General features: G+C 70.2%; 11 protein-coding genes. 5 read left to right on the forward strand and 6 right to left on the reverse strand.

Annotated elements, in window-relative coordinates; translation table 11 throughout:
• The first annotated feature begins 54 nt into the window (after window positions 1-54).
• On the forward strand, window positions 55-1,119 hold the full coding sequence (locus tag AB0H86_RS19335) for a saccharopine dehydrogenase NADP-binding domain-containing protein (RefSeq protein ID WP_362439752.1): 1,065 nt from the start codon (window positions 55-57) through the stop codon (window positions 1,117-1,119).
• On the opposite strand, the gene AB0H86_RS19340 is transcribed toward AB0H86_RS19335, so the two are convergent.
• The 4 genes from AB0H86_RS19340 to AB0H86_RS19355 all read right to left on the reverse strand — a co-directional run bounded on the left by AB0H86_RS19340 (window position 1,113) and on the right by AB0H86_RS19355 (window position 6,729).
• Window positions 1,113-1,676, reverse strand: a complete 564-nt coding sequence (locus AB0H86_RS19340; RefSeq protein ID WP_362439522.1) for a hypothetical protein — start codon at window positions 1,674-1,676, stop codon at window positions 1,113-1,115. The two genes, AB0H86_RS19335 and AB0H86_RS19340, sit on opposite strands and share 7 nt — an antisense overlap.
• A gap of 200 nt (window positions 1,677-1,876) precedes the next feature.
• Complete coding sequence (locus AB0H86_RS19345) at window positions 1,877-3,886, reverse strand: GDSL-type esterase/lipase family protein (RefSeq protein WP_362439525.1); 2,010 nt, start codon at window positions 3,884-3,886, stop codon at window positions 1,877-1,879.
• Between the two features lie 228 nt (window positions 3,887-4,114).
• Window positions 4,115-5,386: a hypothetical protein gene (locus AB0H86_RS19350; RefSeq protein ID WP_362439528.1), complete on the reverse strand. Its 1,272-nt coding sequence runs from the start codon at window positions 5,384-5,386 to the stop codon at window positions 4,115-4,117.
• A 179-nt stretch (window positions 5,387-5,565) separates the two neighbouring features.
• Window positions 5,566-6,729 (reverse strand): acyltransferase family protein, encoded by a 1,164-nt coding sequence (locus AB0H86_RS19355; protein WP_362439531.1) that lies wholly within the window; start codon window positions 6,727-6,729, stop codon window positions 5,566-5,568.
• Window positions 6,730-6,948: 219 nt separating this feature from the next.
• Here AB0H86_RS19355 and AB0H86_RS19360 point away from each other — a divergent pair, with 219 nt between their 5' ends.
• The 4 genes from AB0H86_RS19360 to AB0H86_RS19375 all read left to right on the forward strand — a co-directional run bounded on the left by AB0H86_RS19360 (window position 6,949) and on the right by AB0H86_RS19375 (window position 11,622).
• Window positions 6,949-8,283: a cytochrome P450 gene (locus tag AB0H86_RS19360; protein WP_362439534.1), complete on the forward strand. Its 1,335-nt coding sequence runs from the start codon at window positions 6,949-6,951 to the stop codon at window positions 8,281-8,283.
• 348 nt (window positions 8,284-8,631) lie between these two features.
• Window positions 8,632-9,492, forward strand: coding sequence for a hypothetical protein (locus AB0H86_RS19365; protein ID WP_362439537.1), 861 nt, complete (start codon window positions 8,632-8,634; stop codon window positions 9,490-9,492).
• A 213-nt stretch (window positions 9,493-9,705) separates the two neighbouring features.
• Window positions 9,706-10,554, forward strand: a complete 849-nt coding sequence (locus AB0H86_RS19370; RefSeq protein WP_362439540.1) for a sigma-70 family RNA polymerase sigma factor — start codon at window positions 9,706-9,708, stop codon at window positions 10,552-10,554.
• A 144-nt stretch (window positions 10,555-10,698) separates the two neighbouring features.
• On the forward strand, window positions 10,699-11,622 hold the full coding sequence (locus AB0H86_RS19375) for an alpha/beta hydrolase (RefSeq protein ID WP_362439544.1): 924 nt from the start codon (window positions 10,699-10,701) through the stop codon (window positions 11,620-11,622).
• Window positions 11,623-12,006: 384 nt separating this feature from the next.
• On the opposite strand, the gene AB0H86_RS19380 is transcribed toward AB0H86_RS19375, so the two are convergent.
• Window positions 12,007-12,711, reverse strand: a complete 705-nt coding sequence (locus AB0H86_RS19380) for a polysaccharide deacetylase family protein (protein WP_362439547.1) — start codon at window positions 12,709-12,711, stop codon at window positions 12,007-12,009.
• Window positions 12,712-13,352: 641 nt separating this feature from the next.
• Window positions 13,353-13,595: a hypothetical protein gene (locus AB0H86_RS19385; protein ID WP_362439550.1), complete on the reverse strand. Its 243-nt coding sequence runs from the start codon at window positions 13,593-13,595 to the stop codon at window positions 13,353-13,355.
• Between the last annotated feature and the right edge of the window lie 62 nt (window positions 13,596-13,657).

Consider the following 13,657-nt stretch of genomic DNA (forward strand, 5'->3'; position numbering starts at 1 on the left):
CAGCTGAAGCAGTTCAGGCAGCTCAAGCGGATCATTCGAGTACGGGGAGAACCCATGGGATCGGGACAGACCATCGCGGTGTACGGCGCGTACGGACACACGGGGCGGTTCGTGGTGGCACAGCTGCGGGATCGCGGGTTCGTCCCGCTGCTCTCCGGCCGGGACACCGACAAGCTGCGCGCGCTTGCGGCGTCCCATCCCGGAGCCGAGGTCCGCGCGGCGTCGGTCGACGATCCGGCCTCGCTCGACCGCGCGCTGGCCGGCGCGGCGGCTGTGATCAACTGCGCCGGGCCCTTCGCCACGACGGCCGCGCCCGTGATCGAGGCGGCACTGCGCGCCGGGATCCCGTACGTCGACGTGGGGGCCGAGATCGAGGCCAACGCCGACACGTTCACGCGGTTCACGGATCGCGCCCGGGCCGAGGGAGCGGTGATCGTCCCCGCGATGGCCTTCTACGGCGGTCTCGGCGATCTGTTGGTCACCGCGGCGATGGGGGACTGGACGGAGGCCGACGAGGCGCACATCGCGTACGGGCTGAGCGGCTGGCATCCCACCGCCGGGACACGCACCGCGGGCAAGGTCTCCCATGCGCGGCGCGACGGTCGACGTGTCCGCTACACGAAGGGGCGACTGGAGTACCACACCGACGCCCTGCCGATCCTGGAGTGGCCCTTTCCCGACCCGATGGGCCCCCGCAGCGTCATCGGGGAGTTCACGATGGCCGACGTCGTCACGGTCCCCAGCCACCTCTCCATCCCCGAGGTGCGCACCTACATGAGCAGCGAGGCGGCCAAGAACCTGGCGGAACCGGACACACCGTCGCCGACCTCGGTCGACGAGCAGGGACGCTCCGCGCAGACCTTCCTCGTCGACGTCCTGGTGCGCGCCGGCGGCACCGAACGGCGTGCGGTGGCGACGGGCCGGGACATCTACGCCGTCACCGCGCCGCTCGCGGTGGAGGCGGTGCACCGCATCCTCACGGGGCGGACCAGGACCGTCGGTGTCGCCTCGGCCGGCGAACTCTTCGACGCTCCCGACTTCCTCCGCGCACTGTCCGCGCACATCTCGCTCGACCCGCGTCCCTACTCGAACCGCGTCGGTAGCGGACGAGGTCAGTGATCCGGCAGCCAGGTGCTGAGGTCGTCGATGAGGCGGTCGAGAGCGGGCTGGGCGGAGGAGCGGTCCGTGATGACCGTACGGCCGTTGAACTGCAGGGCGTACTGGAACTTGTCGGCCGCCCCCTTGTCGATCGTGAACGCGGGGACTTCGGCGAGCGCCGGATCTCCGAGCAGCGTGCGCAGCTTCGTGAACTGGGCCGCGCCGGTGCGGTGCACCACGCGGCTGCCCTTGTCGTCGGCGCTTACGGTGCCGTCGCCGCGGAGGATCACCTCCTGACGGACACCGGCGAAGCCGCCGCTGACCGTCATCGTCACCAGCTTCTGCTCCGGACCGGTGACGGGCACCGGCGACGGGCGGCTCCCCGAGGCGGAAGCGGAAGCGGAGACCGAGGCCGAGGCCGAGGCTGAAGTCGACGTCGACGCGGAGACCGTGGGCGAGGCGGTGGAAGCCGTCGACGTGCCGCTCGCCGTCTCCGTCGGCTCCGCCGCACGCCCGTCACCTCCGGAGGAACAGCCGACCAGCCCCAGCACACACGCCGCGAACACGGCGGCCGCCACCGCACCAGTCGTACCTGTGCCGCGACCGTCACCGCGACCGCTGCCACTGCGTATGCCCCTGCCGAGCACCCCATCGCCCCCGCCCGTAGTTCGCCTCAACTGGACTGTCTGTACCACGAAATGGCGCGTTCAGTCCTCCGGACGTCGCCGTGCGCGGCACGTGCCTGGGAGCGGCGCCGCCCACCGGCCGCCCAAAACGCTCAGCCGCCGATCCGTGCCGCGATGATCGGCGCGAGCCGGTCGGCGATGACCCGGTGCCCCTGGTCGTTGGGATGGACCGAGTCGGAGAGATCGCCGGAGCCCAGCCAACCGGTGGTGTCGACGAAGGAGACCCGGGAGTCCCCGCCGGCGACGGCAGCCTGCACGGCCGCCTCCGTCTGCGGGACGAACCGTCCGCGGAAGGTCTCCAGCGCGAAGATCCAGGCCTGCGGATACGCGGCACGCACCTTGCGCAGCAGACTGCTGTACGCCGACTGGAACTGGGTTGAACTCACCCCGTGGCCGACGTCGTTGGTGCCGAGGTTGATGACGACCGCGTCCGCGCGATACCGGGAGAAGTCCCAGTCGGGCGTGGCCGCGTTCGGGTTGAGCCGGCCGAACTGCTGTTCCAGCCCCACGCATCCGTCGGCCGTGGCGACCAGACAGGCACCGCCCTGGGCGATCTGGGTGTGCTCGGCGCCGAGCCGTTCCCCTATCAACCAGCCATACGCGCTACGGGCGTTGAGCGAGGTCGTCGTCCCCACCGTGATCGAGTCGCCGACGAACTCGACCAGTTCGGCCGGGGCGGCCGGTGCGAACGTCGTCGCGCCGCTGTCGAGGACCAGGCCCTGGAACACGGCGTCGCCGTGGTAAGAACCCGCGACCACCTGGTAGTTGACCTGGAGGGTGTGCCGACCGGCGGGCAGCGCCGACGGCGTCAGGTTCACCGTTCCCTTGACGTCGTTGTAGAAGGTCACGGGCCCGTCGTCGATCCGCGCCCAGAGGTCGATCGTGTTCCGTTGCTTGAGCTGCACGGTCCGGCCGGTGAAACCGACGCGGTAGTACGCGCCCGCCCAGTACGGGGTGTACACGGTGCCGGAGCTCGTGGTGTCCCAGCGGCCGACGAACTTGATGTTCGGGTCACCGGGCTGTCCCGGCGCGGCCGCCGCGACGGACCTGGCGGCGGTGCCGGTGAGCCGGGCGCTGATCACGGGGGCGAGCCGGCTCGCGAACTTGGTGTGGCCGGCCTCGTTGGGATGGCCGTCGCCGTCCTCGTAGTCGGTGCCGTCGGTGAGCCAGCCCGTGGTGTCGACGTAGTACACCTTGCTGTCACCGGCGCCGGTGCGGGCGCTGACGGCGGCCCTGGTCTCGGTGACGTAGCGCTTCTTGAGGGTCTGCACCGCGAAGAGGTGCGCGTTCGGGTAGGCGGCGCGCAGATCACGCAGGAACGTGGTGTACGCCGACTGGAAGGCGGCCCCGGACACGCCGTGGCCGATGTCGTTGGTGCCGAGGTTGATGACGACCGCGTTCGCCTGGTAGCGGGAGAAGTCCCAGCCCTGGCTGCCCGTGCTGGCGGTCCTGAAGAACTGCGTGCTCAGGCCCGTACAGCCGGACTGGGCGACCAGGCAGTAGCCGGAGCGGGCTATCTGGGTGTGCCGCAGCCCCAGGCTTTCGCCGGTCTTCCAGGCGTACGAGTCGAGCGCCAGCCGGTCGGTGAGGGCACCCGCGGTGATGGAGTCGCCGACGAACTCGACCAGCCCGGACGGTGTGTTCGCGGGCACCGTGCGGGCCCCGGAGTCCAGCACCAGGCCCTGGAAGACCGTGTCGCCCGAGCGGTAGGAGATACGCAGGGTGTGGGTGCCGGCGGACAGCGGCCGGGGCGTGAGGTTCACCGTTCCCCGTACGCCCGCGTAGAAGGTGTCGGGTCCGCCGTCGATGGCGGCGTAGAAGTTGACGGCGTCCCGGGCTATGACCTTCACCGTGGTGCCGGTGAAGCCGGTCTGCAGATACGCGCCGGTCCAGCCGGGCACGGCGGCCGTGCCCGAGCCGGTGTCCCAGCGGCCGACATAGGCGATGTTGGGGTCGGACACCGAGCCGTCGCCCGGGGCGGCCTGGGCCGGAGAACCGCCCGCCCAGGACAGCAGGCAGGCGACGAGTACGGCGGTGAGGACGGCCGGTAACGCGCGTCTTGCGCGGCGCACGAGGGTGTCGTGGGGAGTGGTGGTCTGCATGGGGATCCCTTTCACGTGAGGGGTGGGAGCGCTCCCATAGGCAGCCTTTCGAGAGAAGCAACGAAACGGGTGAGCGTCAAGGGATCTCGCGGGGGTGGCTGGACATGGTCCAGCCACCCGGGATACGGCGAGCCGCAGCCGCAGCCGCAGCCGCAGCCGCAGCCGCAGCCGCAGCAGTCAGCCGCGAGCCGTTCAGTCAGTCAGCCGTCAGCCGTCAGCGGTCAGCCGTCAGGACGACGCGGCGTTCGCGCGACGCCGCCGTCCCGCCACGACCAGAAGGCCGCCGAGCGCCGCGGCGGCCACCGCGCCCCCGGCGAGGAGCGAGGTGCCGCCGGTGCCCGTGCTGGCCAGGTCGCCGCTGACGGCGTCGTCTCCGGTGCCGCCGGTGCCGCCGGTGCCGCCAGTTCCGCCGGTGGAGTCGTCGGTGGAGCCGCCGGTCGACGCACCCGCCGAGGTGGACCCCGTCGTGCCCGAGCCGCCCGCGGCCTGGCCCTGCGGGTCGTTGCCGTCCCCGCCCGAACCGGAGCCCCCGTCCGTCGCACCGCCGGTGCCGGTGGCGGCGCCCGAGGAGGAGCCCTCGTCGGGCTCGCCGGGCAGGTCGACGCCGAGGTACGCCGTGTCGTTGGCGGGGTTCTTGTCGTACTCGGGGTGGATGTCGTAGACGGAGGTCGCCTTCACCTCGCCCTTGGTGTCCCGCGCGTCGTCGTCGACCTTCAGCACGAAGGTGTAGCTGAACGACTGGCCGACATCGAGGGTGCCGCCGTCGGACCAGCAGACATACCGGGGCTTGCCGGGCGCCGACGGTCCGCTCGGGCCGTCGATACCGAACGGCGCGCACTCCTTGGGTACGTCGACGGCCACGGTACCGGCCGGGATCTTCACCAGCAGTGCCGCGAGGTCGTCGCTCTCCTGGTTCTGGACCCAGCCGGGGCCGTCGTTGCGCAGAGTCGCCCTGACGGTGACCTCACTGCCGGGGCGAGCCTTCGCCCGGTCGCCGGTGGCGGCCAGGTCGGCCGTGCTGTCCGCGGTCAGGGTCAGGCGCCGGTAGCTGTCGTCGTACCCCTCGCCCGGGGCCTCGCCGGTGGCGGAGGTGCCGTACTCGACGGACTCCATCAGGGCGTTGGGCAGCGCCTTGAACCGTACGGGCACGGTGACGGAGGCGCCGGGGGCGACGACCGTGTCGAGCTCGCACAGCGCCTGCCTGACCTTGTTCTCCCCGGTCGAGTAGACGCAGCCCTCGACGGGCGCCGGGAAGTCGAGCCCACGGGTCAGCCGGATCCGGAAGGCGACGCCGTCCGCGGCCGTCGTGCCGTTGTTGGTGACGGTGACCTGCTCGTCGTACACCTCGCCGGGCTTGGGCGAGGCGCTCGGCAGAGTCGAGATCACCAGGGCGGGCCCGCCCTCAGCCGCCTGCGCTGCGGGAACGGCGACTGCGGGAAGGGCGGCGGCGATCGCGGCGGTCGCGACAACCGCTGCCGAGGGGTGGAAACGGCGGAGCACGGTGGTTCTCCTCGGTGGGGCGGGAAGGACGCGGCCGGGCGGTTCACCGTCCGGCCATGTCCTGGACACGCGAAGGGCCCCGAGGGTTGTAGCGATCATGCGAGGCGTGCTCCCGTGCGCGTGCTCCCGGGCCGGTGGCGCCGTTCGTGGCGCCGCTCACCGACCGGCGACCGGGAACGTCACCGACCGGGAGCGGTGCGGGTTCCGCCGCGGACCCCGGACGGTTTCGTGGCAGCGGTCCGCCGGAACGCCCACTCCGTCCCCGGCTCCACCACGAACCGGAAGACCCGCCGGACGGGCGGGGTGCACAGCACGGTCACCACGGTGACGGCCACCGCCGTGACAATGATCTCGCCGAGCGGCCGGTGGACCCAGGCGGGCTCGTACCAGCCCCAGAACTTGGCTCCCTGGGCGACGAAGCCGTGCAGCAGATAGCCGTAGAGGGTGCCCGCGCCCAGGGCGGTGAACCAGGTGCGCCGACCGGGTATCCAGGCGAGGAAACAGGCGACCAGGAGCAGGGAACATCCGAAGAGCACCAGAGTCATCACCGGGCCGTACCAGCCGGGCGCGCCCAGTTCCACGGCGCTGTCGTCGTGGAGGAACCAGGCGGTGGTCATCCGCGGCACCGCCCAGTACGCCACGGCGAGCCCGCCCGCGAACACCAGGAGCGCCGGCAGGCGTACCCACCGGCGGCGGACCAGTTGGAAGTGCTCCGGCTTCAGACACAGGCCCAGCACGAAGTACGGCAGGAACTGCAGGGTGCGCTGCAGGGCGAGGTCGTCGCCGATGGGTGCCACGGTGGCCAGCGCCGCGATGGTGAGGGCCAGGGGGAGCGGCCACCGCACGGTCCGCCACAGGGGAGTGGTCAGACGCCAGACGAACAGCGCCGCCAGGAACCAGGTCAGATACAGCGGATCCAGCAGGCTGATCGGGCGGTCGGGCGCCTGGTCGGTCCACCGGGTGTACAGGGTGTAGGCCGTCTCGAAGACGACGTAGGGCACGACCAGTTGGGTCACCAGCCGTTTGATCCGCTCCGGACTGGCGTCGAAGCTCCGGGAGAAGTAGCCGGAGATGACGATGAACGCCGGCATGTGGAAGGTGTACACCAGCATGTAGAGCGCGGCGGCGGCTCTGCTGCCGTCTCGCAGCGGCTCCCACGCGTGCCCGGCCGCGACCAGCACGATCGTCAGGTACTTGGCGTTGTCGAAGAACGCGTCGCGCTGCTTGGCCGGCCCGGGCACGACCTGGGTCGAAGCCGTCGCCCTGTGCTGCGACGGCGGACTTCCCGCAGGGGCGGTGCCGGTGCCGGCCGGAGTGACGGTCGTGGTGTCACGGTGAGACATCCCGAGCGTTTGTCCGACTCGGGATGTCGTAAACCTCTCCGACCTCTATCTCTGGTGTCGGTACGAAGGCTCCTTCGGCACACACTGTGGCCATGCTTGCGCGGGCGATGGGACACGATCCGGGCCCCTTGCTCACGTTGCGGCGAGAGGCCCGGGCACCGAACCGCTGGTCCGAGGACGACAACTCCCCCTTGTCATTACATGGAGTAGCCTGGCGCGATGCGCGTCCCTGCATCGCTACTGCCGGCCTTTCGGCCCAAGGTTCAAGAGCGTCTCTACGACTTCTACGAAGAGCTCAGGAGCGCCGACGAACTGTTCTGGGACCGCCACCTGGGCGCGTGGATTGCGACCGGGTACGCGGTGGTCAGCAGCGCGGCAGGTGACCCGGGGCTGTCCTCGGTGCGCTATCCCGACATCGAGGCCGTCCCCGAGGAACTGCGGCCGCTGGCCGAGGTCCTGAGCCGGCAGATGCTCTACAACGACGCTCCCGACCACCCCCGGTTGCGGGCCCTGATCAGCAAGGCCTTCACTCCCCGGGCAGTAGCGACACTCCGCGCCCGGATCTTCGAAGCCGTCGACCGGATCATCACCCACGCGGCGCCGACCGGGCGGATGGACATCGTCGCGGACCTTGCCCGCCCCCTGCCTCTCACCATCATCTGCGACCTGCTCGACGTACCGGAGCAGGACCGCCCCGCCGTCGCCGCCTGGTCCGAGCCGATCGCCGAGGCTATCGGCAACTCCCGGCTCGACGCCGACCGCAACCGGGAGGCCTCGCAGAGCATGGCGCACATGCTCGCCTACCTCCGTGAACTCCTCGCCCGCCAGGACACTCCGCCGGCCCCCCACACCCTGCGCGCGCTCGTAACCACGCAGGCGGAGAACACCGACCAGGACTTCGACGAACTCCTGGCCAACTGCGCCCTGTTGCTGATCGCCGGTCACGAGACCACCACCCACTTCATCGGCAACGCCACGCTGGCCCTGCTCCGCCATCCGGACGCGGCCGACCAACTGCGCCGGCGGCCCGATCTGATGCCCGCCGCGGTCGAGGAACTCCTGCGCTACGACGCTCCGGTCCAGCTCATGCTGCGCCGGGCGCGGCACGACCTGGACCTGGCGGGCCGCACCATCGCTGAGGGGCAGACCGTGCTCCTGGTGTGCGGCGCCGCCAACCGGGATCCGGCCGTGTTTCCCGATCCCCATGTGCTGGACTTCGAGCGGCCCGGCGGGCGGCACATGGCGTTCGGGCACGGTCCGCACTTCTGCCTCGGCGCGGCGCTGGCCAGGCTGGAAGGCGCGATCGTCCTGGAAGCACTTCTCAACCGGCTCCCCGGCCTGCGGATGGAAAACACCGCACCGCCGCAGTGGCAGCGCAGCCTCAACTTCCGTGGGCTCACACGTCTGGACGTCGCCTTCGCCCCGCCCTCGGACGATCACGACAGTGGCAGGCAGGCCATTCCGACCGCCGGTTCCCCGAGCGGCCTCGGCCACGCGACCCTTGGCGGCGCGTGCCCCGTGCGGCCGGGGCCCGGCGCCGTCGCGGGCGCCTGACCGGGGCCCGGCGCGCCGCCCTTGTCGCAGTGCCGGCGGGGGACATCGCGTTTCGAAGGCCCTGGCGTCCCGCCGCTGCCGGAAACGTTTGTGCACTGGCGGGCATGCGCCGAACTCCTGCGGCACTCCCGCTGCTGGCCGCCCGTCCGAAACCGCCAGATCACGCTCTCGAACTGCTGCCGCGGCCGCTCGGGGTGCGAGCCGTACCCGCCGACCGGCAGATACGGCCCGATGAACTCCCGCTCCATATCCGCGCCGTTGCCCGTACAGACCCCGCCCTTGGACGCGGCACGGAGCGTTGTGTCGATTCATTCGACATGTCGACCCGTTCGACATAGCATCGTCGGTGTGACGGAATCGAACGAAGTAGTACGCATCGCTGCCCTGTCCGAGCTCATCGCCTGGGCCGCGCGCCGGGAACGGCTCAGCGAGGACCGCGCCGACGCTGTGGCCGCCGCTTGGCGCACCGGCACCCGCAACGTTGCCGAGCTGGCCCGCCTCGCCCGTGTCAGCCGCGACACCGTCTACGCCGATCTGGCCGCCCGGGCCATCGACATCGGCTCCCGCGAGCAAGTGATCTCAGGCCCCCAGAAGGGCCGCGGAATTCCCCTCACAGGTGACGCGGTGCGCACCGTCGCCAGGATCGCCGACGCTGTCGCCCTGCCCGCGTTCACCCATGACCCCGACGACCCGCTTGTGCGCGCGACGCTGGCCGCGTCGCGCGCCCTGGAGACCGTGGCCGACGTGCTGGAACCACCGTCGGACCAGGGGCCTGGCTGGACACCCCGAGAGACGCTGCCCAGCCTGGCGGACGAGGGTGAGAAGCTCGCGCACCACAGCCGCCGGGCCTTGGCCGCCCTCGCCGAACCAGCCGAACTCGCGGCAAGCTCCGACAGCTACCGACAAGCCGTCCTGCACACCGGCCGACACGCGGTGGCCGACGGAGCGAGCATCACTCTCACTCTGCCGACGGGCGAGCCCATCACGCTCCAGGTGGGACGCGACGAGACCGGCTGGACCCGACTGACGAGCGACAGCCCCCTCGTGGTCGACGGTGCCGACAGCCTCGACCATCTCGAGGCGCAAGCGGCCCTGCAGACCTTGGCCCGCATCGCCACCCGCCACCTCACGGAGGCCGCCCTTGCTGAACACCGCAAGGACGCGCAGCCCGGAACCTGCCCGCGTACCCGCACCCTTGACGCCGGGTGAACTCGTGGCGCAGCCGCCGGTGAGCAAGCGCTACGGCCCACCGGCCTGGCTCGGAGCGAGACCGGGGGCCAGCCAGTCCGAAGCCTGTAGGCCGGTAGTTCCGGTGCAACCCGTTCATGCCGAACACAGGGGATTCGAATGACGATGAGTGGGCTTTCGGACGGGGAACTCGCCCGTGCTGCCCAGTCCGGTGACGCTGGGGCGCTCGGGGCCTTGATCGTTCGACACCAGGCCGGGATGCGGGCGGTGGCGTTGAGTCTGCTCGGCCCCGGCCCGGACGGGGAGGACGCGGTGCAGGACGCCGCACTGGTGGCGCTCCGGCGTATCGGCGACGTAAGAAGCCCGGAAGCAGTCGGCGCATGGCTGCGGATGATCGTGAGGAACGCGTGCCGCGACCGGCTGCGGTCCGTACCGGAGACGAGCCGCGTCGAGGACCTGGACCTGCTCTCCAGCGACGAAAGCCCCGAGCGCGTACTCGAACGGCACGCGTTTCGGGACTGGATTTGGCAAGCGGTTGAGGGTCTTTCCCCTGTTCTTCGCATGACCGTCATGCTCAGGCACTTCAACAGCAGAGCCATGTCCTACGAGGAGATCGGGGCCGTGTGCGGGGTTCCCGTGGGCACCGTGTGCAGTCGGCTCAGCCAGGCGAGGGCCAGGCTCGCCGAGGCGATGGCGGCAACCGCGAGCGCCGCGCACGCCGACGCGGCGGCACGTACCGACGCGAGCCGCAGAGAGGCCCTGGAGACGTTGAACGCCGCGGAGCGGGGGCACTTCGCCAAACTCCTGACCGAGCGGTGGTCGCCCGACGTCACACTGTTCGACGGCCGGCAGCCGGTCGGAGGACGCGAGTTCCTGGTACGGGGTATGGAGTGCGACCTGGAAGCAGGAGTGCGCCAGCGTTTCGTGGACGCGGTCGCCAGCAGCGACACGATCATCTGGGAGATGGACCTGGTCAACCCGCCCGAGGACCCCGAACACTGCCCGCCCGCGGTGACCTGGCTGATGTCTCTGGCGGACAGCCGTGTGAGCCAACTACGCCTGTTCCACTCTCGGGTTGTCTGAGGCGTATGGTGTCGCGCCGTATGTGCGTGCCGGTCGGTGGCACTCCGGTTGACTGTGATGACCGTCACATGGCAGTGATCGAATATCCGCCCGCTCTTCTCGTCTTGTCGATGTCCGTCACCCCATACTCCATCGGAGATCGCGATGAACGAGAACGCTGCGCCATTGTCCCCGGGCGTCCACACCATCGATCTGGACGGGATCACCCAGCGCTACCACATCCACGGCACGGGCCCCGTCTGTCTGGCTCATCCGGGCGGGCCGGGAGTGTTCTGGGAGTACTTGCGCATGCCGGCTGTGGAGCGGCATCTGACCATGGTGTACATGGAGCCGATCGGTACGGGAGGCTCGGGCCGTCTCGCCTCGCACCCGAACGGATACACGCGCGAGCGCTACACGAAGGCCCTCATAGGTCTGCTCGACTATCTCAACCTGCCCCAGGCTTACCTCCTGGGGCACTCGCACGGTGGATTCGTCGTGCAGCACTGCGCCCTGAGGCACCCCGACCGCGTCGCAGGCGTCGTCCTGTACGAGAGCTCGCCGCTGACCGGGCCCGAGTTCATGGCCGAAGCCATGGCCAACGTGCAGGAGTTCAGCCATAGGCATGCGGACAACCCCGACCTCCCCGAGGTCGTCCAGGCGTTCCAGGCGACGGCGGCCATCTCGAACGACGCGGAGTTCACGGCCGCCGTCCGCGGCTTGCTCCCCGCTTACTTCGCCGACTACTGGGGACGCGAGCAGGAGTTCGCGCCCATGCGAGCGACAGTCAGCGGCTGCCACATCTCCGGCTTCGACGAGGACCAGGGGCCCGAGACCATCGACGACAGGGAAACCTTGGCCTCGATGACCGTCCCAGCCATGGTGGTTGTCGGCCGGTACGACGTCATCTGCGGGATGCGCTGGGCGCGCGAACTCAGCAAGCTCATCCCCGACTCCCGGCTGATCGTGCTGAACGACAGTGGCCACTTCGGACACATCGAAGAACCCGAAACCTTCGCGGAAGCAGTCGCCGGCTTCGTCGCGTCGTACCCCGGCGCGCCGGGATCCCAATCCAGTATGCGCAGCTAAAACCTGACTGGAGACAGCCGCCTGCGCAAGGATCTACGTGGTTGGCTGGCCTGCTGAGGGTCGGCCGCCACGCTGATGGCGCCGTCGGCGGGAGTCGACCTTCTGCGCAAGCGGATACTGCGCAGGCACTGAACCCCCGACCGCTGAGTCGGTCGGGTGCGGTGCCGGTGTCGCCACCGGTCCGCTTCTCCGTCCCGCTCGCCGGCGAGGCGGTCTTGCCGATGAGGACGATGTGCGGTCGCGCCAGTTCGCGCACCGACGATCTCGTGCAGGAGCGCGACCTATGGGCGCACTCGCCGCTGGCGCAACCCCGTCATGCCCTGCTACGGCTGCCGCACAAGGCCCATGCCACCCGCCATGAAGAAGCGGATCTGTTCCGGCTGCTCAGGGACGGTAGACCATCCCCGGCCGGGGTTTGGCAGGGGCGAGCATCTGCGACACCGTGACGATGGTGTAGCCACGCTGTTGGAGCGCGTTGATGATCCCCGGGACCGCGGGCACGGTCCCCTTGTGCAGGTCGTGCAGCAGGATGATGCCGTCGCGGTGGGTCTGTTCGAGCACCCGCTTGGTGATCAGGGCCGAGTCGGTTGTCTCGTAGTCCTTGGCCGTGACGCTCCACAACACCTGCGCCAGGCCCAACTCCCGACAGATCTTGGCCACATTGCGGTTGGTGCGGCCCTGCGGCGGGCGCATCAGGACGGGTTCGGCGCCGGTGATCCTCTCGATGGCGTCCTGCGTGCGGACCAGCTCCTGGCGGGCGTCGACCGCGTCGATCCGCGTCAGCACCTTGTGATTCCAGGTGTGGTTGCCGATTTCGTTCCCCTCGTCCGCGATACGACGGATGATCTCGGGGTATTTGGCGATGTGACCCTTGCCCTGCAGGAAGAACGTCGCGTGCAGATGGTCCCGCTCGAGGATGTCCAGCAGCCCGGGGGTTGTCGGACTGGGGCCGCCGTCGAAGGTGAGGGCCACACACTTCGCCTTACGGCAGTCGACGGCCCCGGTGACCGATCCCGATGCCTTGCCCCGGGCGGCGCGCGGCGACGTGTGATCGTACGTCGTGACCGTAAAGGCCAGCGTCAGCGTCACGGCCAGGATGGTGGTCACGGCTGTCGCGAGGGCGATGACTGTGCGCGGCCGTCGTATTCGCCGGTACATGGGCATGCGGAACCTGTCTCTGGATCGGGTGATGTCTTCGGGTGACGGCTGTCGTTGGTCACCGGTGATCGCCGGCGCTGTTGACCGACGGCTTGACCGAACGACGGTTCAGACCGGGCGGCGGCGGATCCGCCAACGCACAGCCCGGCGAGCGCGGCCGCCAGCGGCAGGCACACGTCGGCTCCTGCCGTTCTGGACGAGGCACTTGGTGCAGTCGGCCGCGAGGCCGGCACTTCCGACACCCGGTGCCCGGCCGCGTCGGGCGCATCAGATGCCGGCCGACTCGAGCAGATGCAGCGCTCCCGCGCTCACGGCCACGGTCGCGCCCATCGCCAGGACGGTACGGCGCGGGTGCCACCACCGGTACCAGTCCGCCAGACACGCGCGGTGGGCGTGATCAGCGGCGCCACGTCGTCCGTCCGCAGGTGAGCCAGCAGCCGGTCCTCCAGGCTCGGCAGGACCGGCTCGGTATCCGCCGGCAGCGGACCCCGCGGGCGGATCAGCTGTAGCGCCTGCCGTGTCCCACCGCCTCCAACGCCGGGCTCTCTCGCGGATCGGTCGCATCGGTCGGATCAGTCATGGTGCGGCTGCCCCGCCTTGGAACGGGGAGCGCGCCAGGGGGAACCGGACACGCGCGTCGCGAGGACCAGTGCCGCGGTACCGACGAGCACCAGGGCCAGCTTGATCAACGACGACCCGTAGGCGGGCACGCCGAATCCCCAGAGCGTGAGACGGTCGTAGAGCCGCTGTGCCAGCGGCAGCCCGCCGGAGAGCGCGAGCAGTGCTCCCGACAGGAGCAGAACGTATTTCTTCAAGGCCGGGCCCTTCGTAGAAGACCTGAGGTGGGACTCCCGGAACGCTAGGAGTGCGGGCCTAC

The organism is Streptomyces sp. NPDC050997, from assembly GCF_040660135.1.
Taxonomy (GTDB): Bacteria; Actinomycetota; Actinomycetes; order Streptomycetales; family Streptomycetaceae; genus Streptomyces.

Excerpts from the sequence above, each read along its gene's own strand:
- AB0H86_RS19335 (WP_362439752.1), top strand. The coding sequence starts at position 55 with ATGGGATCGGGACAGACCATCGCGGTGTACGGCGCGTACGGACACACG.
- AB0H86_RS19345 (WP_362439525.1), bottom strand. The coding sequence starts at position 3,886 with ATGCAGACCACCACTCCCCACGACACCCTCGTGCGCCGCGCAAGACGC.
- AB0H86_RS19360 (WP_362439534.1), top strand. The coding sequence starts at position 6,949 with ATGCGCGTCCCTGCATCGCTACTGCCGGCCTTTCGGCCCAAGGTTCAA.
- AB0H86_RS19375 (WP_362439544.1), top strand. The coding sequence starts at position 10,699 with ATGAACGAGAACGCTGCGCCATTGTCCCCGGGCGTCCACACCATCGAT.
- AB0H86_RS19355 (WP_362439531.1), bottom strand. The coding sequence starts at position 6,729 with ATGTCTCACCGTGACACCACGACCGTCACTCCGGCCGGCACCGGCACC.